This window comes from Tenacibaculum sp. L6 (genome assembly GCF_028823685.1).
GTDB lineage: Bacteria > Bacteroidota > Bacteroidia > Flavobacteriales > Flavobacteriaceae > Polaribacter.
This window is the reverse complement of sequence record NZ_JAPEHZ010000011.1, coordinates 1-17,335: the sequence shown is the minus strand read 5'-3', so window position 1 is coordinate 17,335 and position 17,335 is coordinate 1. Positions and strand designations below refer to the sequence as shown.

The window sequence follows — 17,335 nt, the reverse complement described above, 5'->3', positions numbered from 1 at the left end:
AGAGAATTAGTTTTAATGCAATTGTAATCATTTGAATTTTAATGTTTTTTAGTTGATAATTCTTTATCAATTCCGGAATTGTTTTATGAATATATAGCAAGGAGAAGATGCTTACCAAATTTTCAGATAAGATTTAATTAATTTGAATATACAATTGAAGTTGAAAAAGTTAGTATAGTTTTAATATGTAATTATTGATTCTTTATTTTTGTTTTTAATTGTAATTAAAAATTACACTTATTGTTTTAATTTGCAATGTTTTAAAGGCTGTTTTTTGCGGCTTTTTAAAAAGCAAAGGGAATTAAGTCTTTTTTTGCCTCATTTTTAGAGGTTTGATTTTTTTGTTTTAGTTAAGAAGGAAGTTTTTTTAATTAATGTTTGCTAATAAATTTAGAGAAGATATATTTGCAATTTAAATTAAATCTAAATAAAAACTAATGAGAATTTACGTATTGATAACTACGTTATTATTAACCTCTGGGCTGTTTGCGCAATCTAGTTTAAAAGGACAGATAAAAGATGAGCAAGGTCAGCCAATTTATGGAGCAAATGTATTTATATCAGATCTTCAAAAAGGAACAACTTCCGATTCTAACGGTAATTTATTGTTAACAGATATTAAAGAAGGAGTTTGGAAGGTAACATTTAGTATGGTGGGATTTCAAACTGTAACAAAAGAAATAACATTTGCTCAAAATAGTACAGTTGAAATAGTACAAGTATTAAAAGAGAATGAAGAAAGTTTAAAAGAAGTAGTTGTTTTCAGAATATCTTTCAGAGATACCAGCATCAATAACTGTGGTAAATCAAAAGCAGTTAGTAGATTTATCAAACTCAACAACCAATATTAATGAAATATTAGAATTTACAGTTCCAGGTTTAGCTGTGTCTACAGGAACTTTTTCTAACTGGGGTCAAACATTACGTGGTCGTTCTTTGTTGGTGATGATTGATGGTGTTCCGCAATCTACTCCGTTGCGTAATGGTCAATTAGGGATAAAATCTGTAAGTCCTAACGATATTAGCAGAGTTGAGGTTATAAAAGGAGCAACATCTATTTTTGGAAATGGAGGAAATGGAGGTTTTATAAATTACATTACCAAAAAGCCAAATAGTAGTGAGAAAATTGAAGGAACAACTAATATTTGGGGAACTTCTAACTTAGCAAAAACGAAAAATGCTCTTGGGTTTGGGGCTTATCAATCACTACGAGGAAAAATAGATAAGTTCAATTATTATGTGAGTGGTAGTTATGAGGAAACAGGCAACAAGTACGATGCAGATGGTAAAGTTATACTTCCAACTTACGGGTTAGATAATACTAGAATTTATACTGCTTTAGCTAAATTTGAGTATGAAATATCTGATAGACAAAAAATAAGTATTGGAGGAAATTTATACAATTCATTACAAGATACGCCATTTATACCTGTTCCTGGATCTTTTGAAGTATACAATGAGAATGGAGATTATACTTTAACACCTGGTTATGGTATTGAAGGGGCTATTGAAGGAGAAGAGCCTACCGGATCTAAATTGTATAATGGTAACTTGAAATATGATTTAAATAATATTTTTGATGGAACAACAGATTTTACAGCTGATGTGTATTATCAAAAAACAAAAAATATTTTCTTTTATTCAGATAAATTTGAAAATGGAGGTCAGTCTGTTATTAATGCAGAAAAATATGGTTTAAGACCAAATTTTAATACGACACTTACTCCAAATGAATCAACAGAAGTTTCATTAACCTATGGTTTAGATTTATTAAAAGATAAAACCAATCAAGGGTTGTTAGGTGGTAGGTTATGGGTGCCAAATATCGATATGTTTAGTTGGGCACAATACATACAATCTACAGTAAAACTTAATGACGAATGGGTTTTAAAAGCAGGCTTAAGGTATGATAATATGAATCTTACAATAGATGATTATAACACCTTACCGTATTCACCTTTAGGAGATGGTAATTTTAATCCTTCAGTAGCAGTAACAGGAGGAGAAATAGGGTTTGATAATTTAGCTTTCAATGCTGGTGTTAGGTATATTAAGCATCAAGAGTTTATTCCTTATGTAAGCTATTCTCAAGGTTTTTCAATTGCTGATTTAGGTTCTGTTTTACGTTCTGCAACTGCAGATAATATTGAAGATATTCAATTAGAACCAGCAGTAACTAAAAACTATGAGTTCGGATTTTTATCAAAGTTCAATAACTTCAGATTAGAAGCTGTGGGATATTACAGTGTTTCTAATTTAGGAACAGGAGTTACTTTTGATGAAAATATTAATTCTTTTGTACCTTCTAAAAAACCGCAAAATATTTATGGAGGAGAAATAGCCATAGATTATACTGCTTTTGATAATAGATTACAAGTAGGAACATCGTATTCTTACGTTGAAGGTGTTACTCATAATGTGGGGGATGAAAACAACTTAACTTATTTAGGAGGAGATGTTATTTCAGCACCTAAGTTAACGGCTTATGTAACATGGTTACCGACAAACAAAATTAGTACTTCTTTGCGTATGACTAATTTAGGAGATAGAAGTCGTTTTAATCCGTATTTAGATGCAAACGATAATTATACTTTTAGACATACACAATTTCCGGTAGAAGGATACACTTTACTTAATTGGTCTATGAACTATAAATTACAGGAAAATATATCAGTTTCATTAGCGGTAAATAACTTGTTAAACGAATATTATTTACCAGCAAGATCACAATGGGCAGCACCCTTAAGAACTTTTACAGGTACTGGTGAAGGAACAAACGCTAAATTAAGTGTGTTGTACAACTTCTAAGAGAGTTAATAACATCTTACATTTGCAAAATTATAAACCCAGTGTCTATTTTATTTTAGGCTCTGGGTTTTAAAAATAAAAGATATCAATTGCAGCAAATACATAAAATAATTTGGAAAATACACTTATGGCTAGGTCTTAGCTGCGGGATTATTGCATCGTTTTCAGGTTTAACAGGGACATTGTATGTCTGGCAACCTGAAATAACTTCAATGCTGAATCCGAAATTATTAAAGGTTGAAAATTTTTCTAAAATAAAAGAAAAAACAATTTTAAACTCTGCATATTTTTTAGCTACTCAGAATGAGGGAGAAGTAAGTAAAGTTTTTTTGCCTTATAGAGAGCAGCAAACAATTTCAATAAATTATAAAAACGGAAAAACATTGTATTATCACCCTAAAACTAGAGTTTTTTTAGGTGAAAAATCGGTGTCAATACAGTTTTTTGAAACACTTCTGAAGTTACATCGTACATTAGGAATACCTACAATAGGTAAGTATATTATAGGTGCAAGTGCTTTGTTGTTCTGTTTCTTCTTGTTAACAACAGGGTTTTATATGTGGTGGAAAGCATATAAAAATAACCTGTCAAAAGGGTTCACGATGAAGTGGAAGCCTAGAAAGAAACGCTTTCATTTCAATTTACATAAAGTATTCGGAATTTATTTTTTGTTGCCATTAATGATAATTGCATTTACAGGAGGTTACTTCACGTTTCATAAAACCTATAAGTCAGCTTTGTCTATTTTCAATACTTCTGATAAAATAGCCTTGAATGAAAAAGCAAAACAAGAAAGAAAAGATTTTTTTATTAGAAGAGGCAATGCTACAAACTGATGGAGAATATGCTTTAAGAGCTATTTATTATCCAAAAGATAGTTTAGGAGTTTATAAACTTAGGTATATAAAAGATCGATTTATCAAAGCAGGATTTAGAAGAACAAAAGAAATGGAGCTAAATCAACATGGTGAATTACGAACACTGTCAAGTTTTGATTTTGATCCAAATAATAATCGGATAGCAGCTCAATTTTATCCAATTCATATAGGGGAAATAGCAGGAGTATTAGGTAGAATTCTCGTGTTTATATCAGGTTTAGTCCCTTTAGTTTTATTAATTACAGGATTTAAGGTTTATAGTTCAAAAACTAAACGATTAAGAAAGACTGTTAATTAACATTTTTCTTAGAGGTAGTCGCTGAATTTGTTTTCATATTTGCTTGCTAAAAATCTTATCTTCGCCCAAAAAATATTTTATGAGCATTTTATACATTATTATTGGTTTAACATTGTTGGTTTTAGGAGGGAATTGGCTGTTAAAAGCAGCTGTAGGATTGTCACTTAAACTGCATATACCAAAAATTGTAATAGGTATGACGATAGTTTCATTTGCTACTTCAGCACCTGAATTAATAGTAAGTGTAAAATCAGCTTTAGATGGTGCTACTGGGTTGGCCGTAGGAAATGTAATTGGATCAAATATTGCAAACTTAGGTTTGGTATTGGCAATTACGGTAATATTATCATCTATTGATGTAGAAAAGAGTTTTTATAAAACAGATTGGCCAGTAATGATGATTGCTTCGGCTATGTTGTATTTTTTTATTGTAAATGATAAAACAATTCAATTTTATGAAGGAGTAATTTTATTTACAACGCTTATTGCTTTTTTAATTTACCTTTTACGTTTTCAAAAACAAGCAGTTGTTGATGAAATGCCAGAGGATGATGAGGAGTTACCATTGTATAAAATAGCATTGTTTTTAGCTATTGGAGGTTTAGGTTTATGGGGTGGTTCAGAATTGTTGATTAATGGTTCGGTAGCTATGGCACAACATTTTGGAGTGAGTGATGCGATTATTGGAGTTACAGTTGTTTCTGTAGGAACAAGTGTTCCTGAGTTGGCAGCATCAATTATTGCAGTATTAAAGAAGGAGAAAGCGATATCGTTGGGTAACTTAGTAGGATCTAATGTGTTTAATATTTTAGCTGTATTAGGGATCACCGCAATGATTACTCCAGTAGAAGTAAAGCCAGATGCTTATAGTTTAATTAACAATGATATTTATTGGATGTTAGGTATTTCGTTTGCAATATTACCTTTAGTGTTTATTCCTAAAGGATTGCGTTTAGGATGGAGAGATGGAGTTTTATTGCTAGCGTCTTACGCTGTTTTTGTATACTTAACAATCTCTTAGAAATAAAGAAATGTATAAAAAAGCCCGAGCCGCTTAAAAGCGGCTTTTTTTAGTTAGTTGTGTTGTTGGTGTGTGTTAATTATAGCTTAGCGCCTTTTACGGTCTTGATAATTCTTCCAGCTACTTTGTATGGATCAGCGTTTGAAGCAGGACGACGGTCTTCTAACCAACCTTTCCATCCTTTTTCAACAGCGATGATAGGAATACGGATTGAAGCTCCTCTATCTGATACACCATAACTAAAGTCAGATACGTGAGCAGTTTCGTGCAATCCTGTTAAACGCTCATCATTATAAGCTCCATAAACATCAATGTGTTTTTCGGTAACAGGTCTGAATGCTTCACAAATAGCTTCAAAAGTTTCTTTAGAACCACAAGTTCTTAAAGTAGTGTTAGAGAAGTTAGCGTGCATACCAGAACCATTCCAGTCTCCTTTAATTGGTTTAGGGTGGTATTCGATGTAGTAACCGTATTTTTCAGTTAGACGATCTAATAAATAACGAGCTACCCAAATTTCGTCACCAGCTTTCTTAGCTCCTTTTGCGAATAATTGGAATTCCCATTGACCTGGAGCAACCTCTTGATTAATTCCTTCGAAGTTTAATCCAGCTTTAATACATAAATCAGCATGCTCTTCAACAAAATCTCTTCCCCAAGTGTAACGACCACCTACAGAACAGTAATATTTTCCTTGAGGTCCAGGAAACCCACCACGAGGGAAACCTAAAGGTAAATCAGTTTTAGTATCCATTAAGAAATACTCTTGTTCAAATCCGAACCAAAAATCATTATTGTCATCGTCAATAGCAGCACGAGCATTTGATTCGTGCGGAGTACCGTCTGCATTTAAAACTTCAGACATTACTAAGTATCCATTTTCTCTAGCAGGATCTGGATAAATAGCAACAGGTTTTAATAAACAATCAGAGGCACCGCCAGATGCTTGCTCAGTAGAGCTTCCGTCAAAAGACCACATTGAACAGTCTTCTAATTTCCCACTAAAATTTTCTTCAATTTTAGTTTTACTACGCATGTTTTGAGTTGGTTCATGACCATCTAACCAAATGTATTCTAATTTTGATTTACTCATGATTTTTGTTTTTGTGTTGTTATGGAATTAAAATCGGTACAAAAGTGAGGTTTTTTTGTTTTTTGTCAAAATTTTATGGGGTATTTTTATTTAAAAATTAACTTTAAGTTAATTTAACCCCTATTTTTTTAGGGGTATTTCTTTTTGAAGTGAAAATTATGTACTTTTGAAATGTTTAACTTTTATACCTTATTATATATGTCAGTTTTAAGATTCAATGCATTACAAGAGGTTTTACACAGAAAACCTATCGTTGTAGAAGAAAAAGAACGCCGTTCGGAATTGTTTGGCAAAAACGTTTTTAACGAGCAGGCGATGCGTCAACATATGACAAAAGAAGCATACCAAAGTGTGATGGATGCAATTGAATTTGGAACGAAGATAGATAGAGCAACTGCAGATCAAATTGCTGTGAGTATGAAAGATTGGGCTTTATCTAAAGGAGCAACGCATTACACACATTGGTTTCAGCCTTTAACAGGATCAACTGCTGAAAAGCACGATGCCTTTTTTGAAACTATTGATGGTGGTGCAATGGAAAAGTTTGATGGTGGTCAGTTAGTACAACAAGAACCAGATGCTTCTAGTTTTCCTAATGGAGGAATCCGAAATACATTTGAAGCTCGTGGATACACAGCTTGGGATCCAACATCTCCAGCGTTTATTTATGGTACGACTTTGTGTATTCCTACAGTTTTTGTTGCGTATACAGGGGAAGCTTTAGATAACAAAGCACCGCTATTAAGAGCGCTACAAGCAGTAGATACTGCAGCAACATCAGTTTGTAAGTATTTTGATAAGAATGTAACAAAAGTAAATGCAACCTTAGGTTGGGAGCAAGAATATTTTTTAATTGATACGGCTTTGGCAGCAGCGCGTCCTGATATTATGATGACGGGTAGAGCGTTGTTAGGGCACGCTCCAGCAAAAGGACAACAATTAGATGATCATTATTTTGGGTCAATACCAACACGTGTGTTGAATTTTATGCGCGATTTAGAGCATGAATGTATGTTGTTAGGAATACCAGTAAAAACACGTCATAATGAGGTGGCACCGAATCAGTTTGAGTTAGCACCAATTTTTGAAGAAGCGAATTTAGCGGTAGATCACAATTCATTATTAATGGATGTGATGGAAAAAGTATCGCAACGCCATAAATTCAAAGTGCTATTTCACGAAAAGCCATTTGCAGGAATCAATGGTTCAGGAAAACATAACAACTGGAGTTTATCTACCAATACAGGAGTTAATTTATTGAGTCCGGGTAAAACTCCGATGAAAAACTTACAGTTCCTAACCTTTTTTGTGAACTCAATTAAGGCAGTTCATGATTACGAAGAATTGATTAGAGCATCTATCGCAAGTGCAAGTAATGATCATCGTTTAGGAGCTAATGAAGCACCGCCTGCGATTATTTCAGTATTCATCGGAACACAATTATCTGAGGTGTTAGATGAGTTAGAAAATGTAACTAAAGGAAAATTATCACCAGAGGAGAAAACGGATTTAAAATTAAATATCGTAGGTAAGATTCCTGAAATCTTATTAGATAATACAGATAGAAACAGAACGTCACCTTTTGCTTTTACAGGAAATAAATTTGAATTACGTGCTGTAGGATCGTGGTCTAACTGCGCGGGTCCTATGACGGTGTTAAATACCATTATGGCAAGACAGTTAAACGAGTTTAAAGAAGAGGTTGATAAATTAATTGATACTAAGAAGCTTAAAAAAGATGAAGCAATATTTAATGTATTAAGAGAGTATATTAAAGCTTCGAAAAACATTCGATTTGAAGGAGATGGATATGGAGATGCTTGGGAGAAAGAAGCGAAAAAACGAGGTTTATCAAACAATAAAACTACTCCGGAAGCATTAAAAGCACGTATTTCTAAAAAAGCCATTTCACTTTTTGAAGAAATGGGAGTAATGAATAAGGTTGAAGTAGAAGCTCGTCATGAAATTGAGTTAGAAGAATATTCAAAAAAGATTCAAATTGAAAGTAGAGTATTGGGAGATATTGCAAGAAATCACATTATACCAACTGCGATTCAATATCAAAATACATTGATAGAAAATGTAAGAGGATTAAAAGAGATTTTTGGAAACAACTTTGAAAAGTATGCCAATGAGCAAATCGATTTAATTCAAAAAATATCGCTTCACATAGCTGAAATCAATTCTAAAGTAGAACAAATGATTGAAGAGCGTAAAAAAGCGAATAAGCTAGAAGGACAAAAAAATGCAGATGCGTATTGCAATAAGGTAAAACCGTATTTTGATGAAATTCGTTACCACTGCGATAAATTAGAATTAATGGTTGACGATAATCTTTGGCCTTTAACAAAGTATAGAGAATTGTTATTTACGAGGTAAATCCTTATTTATGTAAAAGGAAATCTGTTTAAGAAAAAGGGTTTTTTTCCCTTTTAATAGTATTTTTTTTTTTTTGACTTATTAAAGCCGAGACATTACTAATACTGTGTTTTTCGGCTTTTTTTTTTTTTTTTGGTAGGGGGAGATTTTAAACGTGTTTTTTGAAACTAAAAAAATCGTACATTAGCTATGTTTAAACACGCAAACTATATATAGTTTTTTTACAGTTTTTATTTTAAACTGATGGATGTAGTTGTGGTTATAAAAACTACAGTACATTTTACCCCGTAATTTTATTTTACCCTTATTATTTAGTATTCTCTTCTGTATTACAAGTATTTTAATATTTCTAAGCTTGTTGTAGATAGATTATACTAAAAATTAACCAACGTATTTTAAAATTATCAATTATGAAAAATTTTTTATTAGCAGCAATTTTTTTAGCTTCAGGAACAGTATTTGCGCAATTTGCCAATCCATTACCAACACCTAAAGCGAATTGTATTGGATGTTCAGTTCCTCAAGTAGGACCTTCTTATTGGGATAGAGGAGCAGCAATTAACACGAGTTATGTAGATCAAACAGGGCATATGAATGATGCAAGTGTGGTTCAAACTGGAGTGGGGAACTTATCTAATATTGATCAAGATGGTCAAAATCAAGGATTTTCTGGAGGCTTAGGAAATGAGGCTACAGTATATCAAAGAGGAAGAAAGAATGAAACTGACATTAAGCAACATGGTGATTATAACTCAGGGTTTGTTAACCAAGTTGGGTATAAAAATTATGCGCAACAAGATGTGGGTGTAGGCTGGGCAGAAAATAACAGAGCATATGCTTATCAAACAGGTCGTCAGAACACTTCAATTCAAAAACAACGTTTTGATAATAACGTGGCTATAGTGGCACAATCAGGTAGAAGAAACTTTGCTCATCAAGATCAAAGCACGGGAACTAATGGTGCACCAGGAAGTGTAGCGGGTATTTTACAAATTGGTGATCATAATAAAGCTAAGCAAGTTCAAAGAGGTAGCTTTAATATAGATGGTATTGCTCAATTTGGTAACGGAAATGTAGCTTCTACAAACCAATCGTCAAATGGAGGTCTAAATATTTCAGGTATTGCGCAAACAGGTTGGGGTAATGAAGCTTGCGTTGATCAAAAGGCTGATACTGGTATTAACTTAAGTTTAATTAGTCAGTTTGGTGTAGATAATCATGCTTCTGTTATACAAGATGCACAAGGTTCTGGAAATGCTAGTTTTATTGGTCAAGCAGGATACATGAACAAGGCTTGCGTTGAGCAAACAGGACTGTAGGGTTTATTAATTAGTAGTAAATTAAGCAACAAAAATAAGGGAGAGTGAGAAGGGATTGCATTCTCTTCTTCTTTCTCCTTATTTATAAAGAACTAAGATAATGATGAGAAGGATGAAAATAATACTGTGTATGGTACTTTTAATATTTAGTTTAAAAGCTACGGCACAACAAAATACATCTACCTACTTTGTGTCTGTACCTCAAATAGGAAGTGATGCTTCTTTTCTAGTTTTAGAAAAAAATATCAACTCATTAAATAATTTACAAGATTTTGATAGATCGATAGATAATTATAATTTATCAATAAATCAGTTGGGAGTTAATAATGTTGTAGAAGTGAAAAACGGAGTTAGTGATATACAGTTAATAGGGCAAAAGGGTAGAGATAACTATTATAATTTTATAGATTATTATAATAATTCACCAACAAAGATGAATATTCTTCAAGAAGGTAACGCAAATTCATTACATATTTATGGGACGAACTCTTTAATGGAACATGTGAAAATTATTCAGAAGGCTAATTACAAAGCAATAACAATAAGAAATTATTAAGCAAATGTCTAGTTTTCATTTTTTTCAAAATATTATAAGATGTGTTTTTTTATTATTCTATGTGGGAAGCTTTACTCAAGAAAAAACAGATGTGAATGCTAAAGTTGTTGTTCTTAAGAAAGATAATTTTTTAGATGTAAAAGCTCAAGCAGAAAATGAAAGCGTGTTATTTAAAGATGAGCTTAACTACAATTTAGTTGTGTTGAAAAAGAATAAAGAAGAAAGTTATTCAAGTAATAAACAATCAGGGCAGTTTTCTTTGAAGCCTTATGAAAAAAAAGAACTATCTTTAATACGACTTAGTTTAAACCCATATGAAGAATTAAGAGTGTATTTATTTATAAAACACAGAGAGAAATTAATAGATAAAGACACTTTAGTTATTTTACCTCAAAAGGTTGGAGTAACAAAAAAGGAAGTAATTGATGAATCAGAGTTTATATTAAAGGGTTTAGTTATTGAAGAAGCAAAAACAAAGGTAGGAAAGGATTTTTATGATTTTTTTTATCAAGAATATTTACTCTCAGGATTAAAGTATCCTTTCATTATAAAAATAAAAGAAAAACCAGGATTAAGAAGGACTACAGTTTTAATAATAGAGGCTGATGATAATAAAGTTTTTGAGTTTATGACTATGCCAGGAGAAGATTTTCTAAAACAAGCTGTAAAAGCAACTATGGCAAGGTTAAGTACCTACTCAAAACAACGAAATAAATTACTAAGTTATAAAATTTAAACAAAATGAGTTATGAAAACAGAAGTCAATATAATGGTAATTGCTTTGTTTTTAGCAAGCTACTGTTCTTTTTCACAAGAATTGGTTTATAAACCTATAAATCCTTTTTTCGGAGGAAATAATCCATTCGGATATCAGCAAATTTTAGCATCAGCTAATGCACAAAATGACTTTCAAGAGGAAGGACAAGACCCTTTTCAGCAGCCTTCAGATTTAGAGAACTTTACAAACAGCTTAAATAGACAATTATTAAATTCCTTGTCGCAAGATCTGTTTCAAGAACAGTTTGGGGATCAAGGATTAACTGTAGGAACCTATGTGTTTGGGTCTTTAGTGGTAGAAGTAACACCTACAAGCGGTGGGTTGTCTGTAAATATTTTAAATACTCAAACAGGAGAACAAACACAGATTATAATACCAAATAATTAATAACCAAACGACTAACTATAACTTAAGTTTTATGAGAAAACTATTATTTAAACTATTATTCTCTTTAAGTTTTATTTTGTTCTCTAGTTGTGGAGCATATCTAAACCAACCATTTGATACTACAAATGCTAGAATAGGAGAGAATACCTCTTTACAAAACGACTTAATTAAAAAAATTCAACCTGTCGAGAAAATAATCGTAGGAGTTTATAAGTTTAGAGATCAAACAGGACAGTACAAGCCTACTGAAAATGGATCTACATTTAGTACAGCAGTTACCCAAGGAGGAACATCAATTTTATTAAAGTCTTTAGAAGAGTCAAAATGGTTTACCCCAATAGAAAGAGAAAATATTGCTAACCTATTAAATGAACGACAAATAATAAGATCTACTAGGCAGGAGTATCAAGGGGGGGATTCTCAAAAAATGCCACCATTGCTTTTTGCAGGAATTATACTTGAAGGCGGTGTTGTTTCATACGATTCAAATATTATTACAGGAGGTTCAGGACTTCGGTACTTTGGTGCAGGAGCGTCTAACCAATACCGACAAGACAGGATAACAGTGTATTTACGAGCGGTATCTACATCAAACGGGCAAATTTTAAAAAACATTTACGTATCTAAAACAATACTCTCTCAGGGTATTTCAGCTAATTTATACAGGTATGTTTCATTAAGAAGATTGTTAGAGGCAGAAACAGGAGTAACAAAAAACGAGCCTATGCAATTAGCTGTAAAAGAGGCTATAGATAAAGCAGTAGAACAGTTAATTATAGAAGGAGTGGTTGATGGTTTATGGACACCCCAAGGAGGTGATACAGTTGTTAACCTCTTTAAAAATGAATATTTAAAAGAAAAAAATGAAGCAGATAACACTTTATTGTTTAATAGAAAACAAGAGAAAAGAAGAGCTACCAATTCAATGAGTGTAATGGGAGGAGCTTCAATAGTTTCTGGAGATTACTCAAATCCAGTAGCAAGATTTGGGTTCGATTTAAAATATAGATACTTTTTTAAGGATCCTAGATTTAGTTTTGGGGGAAGTGTAGGGAGGTTTTCGTTAGAAAATGAAAGATCTTTTAAAAACACATTTTTAACGTCAAGCCTATTTTTAGAGTACAATATGTTACCTTATGATAGATTAACACCTTATGTGTATGTAGGGGTTGGGTCGGTTTTAGAAAAAAATCTAGACAATCCAATGTTTAAGTTTCAGTACGGTCTAGGATTAGAATATTTAATAACAAATAAAATAGGTTTAACTCTTTATGGAGAAAACTATCTTTTAGGTTCAGATAATTTAGATAAGTTGGTTAGAGGGAAAAGAAACGATTTTATTTGGAGAATAGGAGCGGGGATAAATGTTTATTTTTAAGAAAGAAAGCAATGAAAAATATAATAAAAATAACAATACTTTTAATGTGTATAACCTTACTTAACTGTAGTGAAGACACTGTAGATTTTGTTGAATTTGGTACTATTAAAGGACGTGTAGTTAAAAAGAGAAGTTTTGAGCCAATAGCTAATGCTAAAATAACATTGTCTCCAACCAATAATACAACTTTTACAGATGAAGATGGTTACTTTTTAATGGAAGATGTACCAGCACAAGACTACTCTGTAAGCGCAACTAAAGAAGGATTTTTAACAGCTTTTGAACCTGTAGGTTTAGGAGCAGAAACAGAAATTAATGTAGTTTTTGAATTAGATATCGAAACCGCTTTAAACGACCCACCAACTGCGCCAGAATTAAGAGCTCCAGCTAATGGCATAGAAGATGTAAATAACACGGTAGAATTAAGTTTTAAATCAACTGATCCAGATGAAGATGAAATAACATACAGAATAGAAATTAAAAACGACTTAAATAATGATGTTATATCTTTTGAAAATGTAAAAGACACTTTGTATACGGTAACTGATTTAAAATTTGGAGTAAAATATTTTTGGCAAGTAGCTGCTTCAGATAATATTAATGCAGAAGTATTAAGTACTGTAAGTACATTTAAAGTAACATCAACACCTGATAATAGATACTTTTATACAAGACAGGAAGAAGGAAATAATGTTATTTACTCAGGAGACTACATTAATGAAGCGCCAATAAATGAACTTCTGTTAACCTCCCCAACCACAAACTCTTGGAGACCAAGAAAAAACTCAGCGGCAAATTTGGTAGCCTTCTTACGAACAGATAATAACGAAACTCATATTTATACAATGAAAACAGATGGTTCAGATGTTAAAAAAGTAACCTCTAATGTGCCAGTTGTTGCGTTTGATTTAAATGAAGTAGATTTCGCTTGGTCGTCTAATGGTGATCGAATAATATACCCACATTACGATAAATTATTTTTGATTAATAAAGACGGAAGCGGGCTACAACAAATATACCAAACTACCGATGGTAATTACATTACAGAATGTGATTGGAGTAATGATGAATCTACAATAGTCTTAAAGACGAACAATACTAGTGGATATAATGTTCAGATTTACACAATTGATATGGCAGGAAATACTATTGACACTGTTTTAACAGGAATGCAAGGAGCTGCAGGGGGAATTAATTTTACAATAGATGGAAGCTCGCTGTTGTACACTAGAGATATTTCTGGATATGAATCAAGTAATTATAGGCAATTAAACAATCATATGTTTTTATATGAATTTGCAACGGCAGAAGTTACTGATTTATCAGAAGGAAAATCTGATGGAACAAATGATTTAGACCCTCGCTTATCACCTAATGAGGCTGAAATTATCTTTGTGAATACATCCAATGACGGAATTTCAACAAAAACAATTTATAAAGTACCTTTTAGCGAAGGATCTACAACTAGAACAGCATTGTTTGAAAATGCGACAATGCCAGATTGGGAGTAAAAGAAAACGAACAATTACTGATAAAGCGAGCGTGTAAAAAACGTTCGCTTTTTTCTTGATAAAAGCGTAATAAAACCTAAATTTGCAGGCAACAACAACACAACAAATGAGTAACGAAGTATCTAAACGCTACGCACAACGCGGAGTATCGGCATCTAAAGAAGATGTACACAACGCTATCAAAAATATTGATAAAGGATTATTTCCAAAAGCTTTCTGTAAAATTGTTCCAGATTACTTAACGAATGATGAAGACTACTGTTTAATCATGCATGCAGATGGTGCAGGAACAAAATCCTCTTTAGCATATATGTACTGGAAAGAAACAGGAGATATTTCTGTATGGAAAGGTATAGCGCAAGATGCTTTAATCATGAATATTGATGATTTATTGTGTGTGGGTGCTACCGATAACATCATGTTGTCTTCTACTATTGGACGTAACAAAAATAATATTCCAGGAGAAGTTTTATCGGCAATTATTAATGGAACAGAAGAGTTAATTAATGAGTTGAAAGAATTTGGAGTTACGATTCATTCAACAGGAGGTGAAACTGCGGATGTTGGGGATTTAGTACGTACCATTATTGTAGATTCTACAGTAACCGCTCGTATGAAAAGAGCTGATGTGATTGATAATGCGAACATCAAAGAAGGAGATGTAATTGTAGGTTTAGAATCTTTCGGACAAGCTACTTACGAGAAAGAATACAACGGAGGTATGGGAAGTAACGGATTAACTTCTGCACGTCACGATGTGTTCCATAATTATTTAGCTGAAAAATATCCAGAAAGTTTTGATGCTTCAGTACCTTCTGATTTAGTGTATTCAGGAAATACAAAATTAACAGATGAGGTAGCAGATTCGCCAATTGATGCTGGTAAATTAGTATTGTCTCCAACAAGAACTTACGCGCCAATTATTAAAGAAATATTATCGAAATTTTCTTCGGAAGAAGTACATGGAATGATTCACTGTTCTGGTGGAGCGCAAACCAAGATTTTACATTTTGTAGACAATTTACACATTGTAAAAGATAATATGTTCCCAATTCCACCATTATTCAAATTGATACAAGAACAATCAAAAACAGATTGGAAAGAAATGTATCAAGTATTTAACTGTGGACACAGAATGGAATTGTATGTATCTCCTGAAGTTGCAGAAGATATTATTGCAATTTCAAAATCATTCAACGTAAACGCACAGATTGTTGGTAGAGTAGAAGCTTCTGATAAAAAGCAATTAACTATCAAAAGTAAATACGGAACTTTTGAATATTAATATAATAAGATAAAAATTAAAATCCTCAGAGAAATCTGAGGTTTTTTTTATTTCATTTTTTCAAACACAAAATCAATTGAAAATTCATCACTAGAAACTTTGGCCTTCAGTTAGTTGATTGTTCTCCTTCAAATATCGTATGGTTTTAGGAAATTCATTTTGTTTATTTTCCGCAGTAAAAAGAAGTGTCGGTTTGTTGTGTAAAAGCAAATAATGTTGGATTTTTATTTACACCTGTTACCTGTAAAAACAAAGAATCGTTCTTGGTAATAATATGTAATATCTCTTTAAATAAGGTGTCTTTCTCTTTTAAGGTGAACCCAATTCCAGAAAAATCCTCACTCCAAAACTCATAGGTAAGCTTGTTAGCTTGATTATTTATACGTTTCCATTTTCCGAATAACCAAGTAGGTTTTTTGATTTCTACAGTATTTTGACAAGAAAAAAGTAGTAATCCGCTAATAAATAAGAGTAAAAAACGCATTATAAAATACTTATAGGAATAAATATAATGAATAAAATTCGATAAAAAATCGTAAATTCGCAGCCCAAGAAAAGATACTATGCTAGATAAATTACAGATAGTTAAGCAACGTTATGATGAGGTGTCAGATTTAATCATCCAGCCAGATGTTATCTCTGATCAAAAACGTTATGTGCAATTAAATAAGGAATATAAAGATTTAGGAAAGGTTGTTAAAAAGGCAAACGAGTACGAAACTTTATTGAATAATATAGAAGAAGCCAAAGAAATTATTGCTGATGGATCGGATGCAGAAATGGTAGAAATGGCTAAAATGGAAATGGATGAAGCAAAAAATCGAATTCCAGAATTGGAAGAAGAGATTAAGTTTTTACTAATTCCGAAAGATCCAGAAGATGCTAAAAATGCTGTAGTGGAATTACGTGCAGGTACTGGTGGAGATGAAGCGAGTCTTTTTGCAGGTGATTTATTTAGAATGTACACCAAATATTGCGAAAGCAAAGGTTGGAAAGTTTCTACAGTAGATTTTTCTGAAGGTACCAATGGTGGATTTAAAGAAATTCAATTTGAAGTTACAGGAGAAGATGTGTACGGAACGTTAAAGTTTGAAGCGGGTGTACACCGTGTACAACGTGTACCACAAACAGAAACTCAAGGACGTGTACATACATCGGCAGCAACTTGTATGGTGTTTCCAGAAGCTGAAGAATTTGATGTAGAAATCAATCCAAAAGACGTACGTATCGATTTCTTCTGTTCGTCAGGACCAGGAGGTCAGTCAGTAAACACTACCTATTCAGCGGTGCGTTTAACGCACATTCCAACAGGATTAGTGGCACAATGTCAAGATCAAAAATCGCAGCATAAAAACAAAGAGAAAGCGTTTAAGGTATTACGTTCTCGTTTATATGATATGGAGTTGGCGAAGAAGCAAGAAGCAGATGCAGCAAAACGTGGTTCGATGGTAACCTCAGGAGACCGTTCTGCTAAAATTAGAACGTATAACTACCCGCAAGGACGTGTAACCGATCACAGAATTGGTTTGACTTTATACGATTTATCTAATATTGTAAATGGAGATATTCAAAAGATAATAGATGAGTTAATGCTCGCAGAAAATACTTCTAAACTAAAAGAATTAGGAGAAACAATTTAAATATGAA

Annotated in this window: 16 protein-coding genes; 14 read left to right on the top strand and 2 right to left on the bottom strand. The window is 32.5% G+C overall.

What is annotated here, in order from left to right:
* Window positions 1-437 precede the first annotated feature (437 nt).
* The 5 genes from OU788_RS03720 (at window position 438) to OU788_RS03700 (ending at window position 5,005) form a co-directional block, all read left to right on the top strand.
* Complete coding sequence (locus OU788_RS03720; protein WP_274633913.1) at window positions 438-851, top strand: carboxypeptidase-like regulatory domain-containing protein; 414 nt, start codon at window positions 438-440, stop codon at window positions 849-851.
* The gene (locus OU788_RS03715) at window positions 757-2,808 is read left to right on the top strand and encodes a TonB-dependent receptor (protein ID WP_274633912.1); all 2,052 of its coding nucleotides are present in this window, start codon (window positions 757-759) and stop codon (window positions 2,806-2,808) included. The genes OU788_RS03720 and OU788_RS03715 overlap by 95 nt, the downstream gene beginning before the upstream one ends.
* Window positions 2,809-2,897: 89 nt before the next feature.
* Entirely contained in the window at window positions 2,898-3,644 is a 747-nt protein-coding gene (locus tag OU788_RS03710) for a PepSY-associated TM helix domain-containing protein (protein WP_274633911.1), read from the top strand.
* Window positions 3,583-3,984, top strand: a complete 402-nt coding sequence (locus OU788_RS03705; RefSeq protein ID WP_274633910.1) for a PepSY-associated TM helix domain-containing protein — start codon at window positions 3,583-3,585, stop codon at window positions 3,982-3,984. The genes OU788_RS03710 and OU788_RS03705 overlap by 62 nt, the downstream gene beginning before the upstream one ends.
* Before the next feature lie 79 nt (window positions 3,985-4,063).
* The gene (locus tag OU788_RS03700) at window positions 4,064-5,005 is read left to right on the top strand and encodes a calcium/sodium antiporter (RefSeq protein ID WP_274633909.1); all 942 of its coding nucleotides are present in this window, start codon (window positions 4,064-4,066) and stop codon (window positions 5,003-5,005) included.
* Between the two features lie 79 nt (window positions 5,006-5,084).
* On the opposite strand, the gene OU788_RS03695 is transcribed toward OU788_RS03700, so the two are convergent.
* The gene (locus OU788_RS03695; RefSeq protein ID WP_274633908.1) at window positions 5,085-6,095 is read right to left on the bottom strand and encodes a glutamine synthetase beta-grasp domain-containing protein; all 1,011 of its coding nucleotides are present in this window, start codon (window positions 6,093-6,095) and stop codon (window positions 5,085-5,087) included.
* A gap of 198 nt (window positions 6,096-6,293) precedes the next feature.
* Here OU788_RS03695 and OU788_RS03690 point away from each other — a divergent pair, with 198 nt between their 5' ends.
* The 8 genes from OU788_RS03690 to OU788_RS03655 all read left to right on the top strand — a co-directional run bounded on the left by OU788_RS03690 (window position 6,294) and on the right by OU788_RS03655 (window position 15,688).
* Complete coding sequence (locus tag OU788_RS03690) at window positions 6,294-8,474, top strand: glutamine synthetase III family protein (protein WP_274633907.1); 2,181 nt, start codon at window positions 6,294-6,296, stop codon at window positions 8,472-8,474.
* Between the two features lie 410 nt (window positions 8,475-8,884).
* Entirely contained in the window at window positions 8,885-9,793 is a 909-nt protein-coding gene (locus OU788_RS03685) for a hypothetical protein (RefSeq protein WP_274633906.1), read from the top strand.
* A gap of 130 nt (window positions 9,794-9,923) precedes the next feature.
* A complete protein-coding gene (locus OU788_RS03680; protein ID WP_274633905.1) occupies window positions 9,924-10,349 on the top strand; it encodes a hypothetical protein in 426 nt (141 codons plus the stop codon).
* Between the two features lie 91 nt (window positions 10,350-10,440).
* Entirely contained in the window at window positions 10,441-11,085 is a 645-nt protein-coding gene (locus OU788_RS03675; RefSeq protein WP_274633904.1) for a CsgE family curli-type amyloid fiber assembly protein, read from the top strand.
* 12 nt (window positions 11,086-11,097) lie between these two features.
* Window positions 11,098-11,514 carry a curli assembly protein CsgF gene (locus OU788_RS03670; RefSeq protein WP_274633903.1) on the top strand — a complete coding sequence of 139 codons (417 nt, stop codon included), beginning with the start codon at window positions 11,098-11,100 and terminating at the stop codon, window positions 11,512-11,514.
* A 31-nt stretch (window positions 11,515-11,545) separates the two neighbouring features.
* Window positions 11,546-12,892, top strand: a complete 1,347-nt coding sequence (locus OU788_RS03665) for a CsgG/HfaB family protein (RefSeq protein WP_274633902.1) — start codon at window positions 11,546-11,548, stop codon at window positions 12,890-12,892.
* Window positions 12,893-12,903: 11 nt separating this feature from the next.
* The gene (locus OU788_RS03660) at window positions 12,904-14,403 is read left to right on the top strand and encodes a carboxypeptidase regulatory-like domain-containing protein (RefSeq protein WP_274633901.1); all 1,500 of its coding nucleotides are present in this window, start codon (window positions 12,904-12,906) and stop codon (window positions 14,401-14,403) included.
* A 106-nt stretch (window positions 14,404-14,509) separates the two neighbouring features.
* Entirely contained in the window at window positions 14,510-15,688 is a 1,179-nt protein-coding gene (locus OU788_RS03655) for an AIR synthase related protein (protein WP_274633900.1), read from the top strand.
* Window positions 15,689-15,851: 163 nt separating this feature from the next.
* Here the strand turns inward: OU788_RS03655 and OU788_RS03650 are convergent, their stop codons facing one another.
* Window positions 15,852-16,172: a hypothetical protein gene (locus OU788_RS03650; RefSeq protein WP_274633899.1), complete on the bottom strand. Its 321-nt coding sequence runs from the start codon at window positions 16,170-16,172 to the stop codon at window positions 15,852-15,854.
* A 79-nt stretch (window positions 16,173-16,251) separates the two neighbouring features.
* Here OU788_RS03650 and prfA point away from each other — a divergent pair, with 79 nt between their 5' ends.
* The gene (gene prfA / locus OU788_RS03645) at window positions 16,252-17,328 is read left to right on the top strand and encodes a peptide chain release factor 1 (protein ID WP_274633898.1); all 1,077 of its coding nucleotides are present in this window, start codon (window positions 16,252-16,254) and stop codon (window positions 17,326-17,328) included.
* Window positions 17,329-17,335: the final 7 nt, after the last annotated feature.

Excerpts from the sequence above, each read along its gene's own strand:
- OU788_RS03720 (WP_274633913.1), top strand. The coding sequence starts at position 438 with ATGAGAATTTACGTATTGATAACTACGTTATTATTAACCTCTGGGCTG.
- OU788_RS03705 (WP_274633910.1), top strand. The coding sequence starts at position 3,583 with ATGAAAAAGCAAAACAAGAAAGAAAAGATTTTTTTATTAGAAGAGGCA.
- OU788_RS03700 (WP_274633909.1), top strand. The coding sequence starts at position 4,064 with ATGAGCATTTTATACATTATTATTGGTTTAACATTGTTGGTTTTAGGA.
- OU788_RS03695 (WP_274633908.1), bottom strand. The coding sequence starts at position 6,095 with ATGAGTAAATCAAAATTAGAATACATTTGGTTAGATGGTCATGAACCA.
- OU788_RS03690 (WP_274633907.1), top strand. The coding sequence starts at position 6,294 with ATGTCAGTTTTAAGATTCAATGCATTACAAGAGGTTTTACACAGAAAA.
- OU788_RS03685 (WP_274633906.1), top strand. The coding sequence starts at position 8,885 with ATGAAAAATTTTTTATTAGCAGCAATTTTTTTAGCTTCAGGAACAGTA.
- OU788_RS03680 (WP_274633905.1), top strand. The coding sequence starts at position 9,924 with ATGGTACTTTTAATATTTAGTTTAAAAGCTACGGCACAACAAAATACA.
- OU788_RS03670 (WP_274633903.1), top strand. The coding sequence starts at position 11,098 with ATGAAAACAGAAGTCAATATAATGGTAATTGCTTTGTTTTTAGCAAGC.
- OU788_RS03665 (WP_274633902.1), top strand. The coding sequence starts at position 11,546 with ATGAGAAAACTATTATTTAAACTATTATTCTCTTTAAGTTTTATTTTG.
- OU788_RS03660 (WP_274633901.1), top strand. The coding sequence starts at position 12,904 with ATGAAAAATATAATAAAAATAACAATACTTTTAATGTGTATAACCTTA.
- OU788_RS03655 (WP_274633900.1), top strand. The coding sequence starts at position 14,510 with ATGAGTAACGAAGTATCTAAACGCTACGCACAACGCGGAGTATCGGCA.
- OU788_RS03650 (WP_274633899.1), bottom strand. The coding sequence starts at position 16,172 with ATGCGTTTTTTACTCTTATTTATTAGCGGATTACTACTTTTTTCTTGT.
- prfA (WP_274633898.1), top strand. The coding sequence starts at position 16,252 with ATGCTAGATAAATTACAGATAGTTAAGCAACGTTATGATGAGGTGTCA.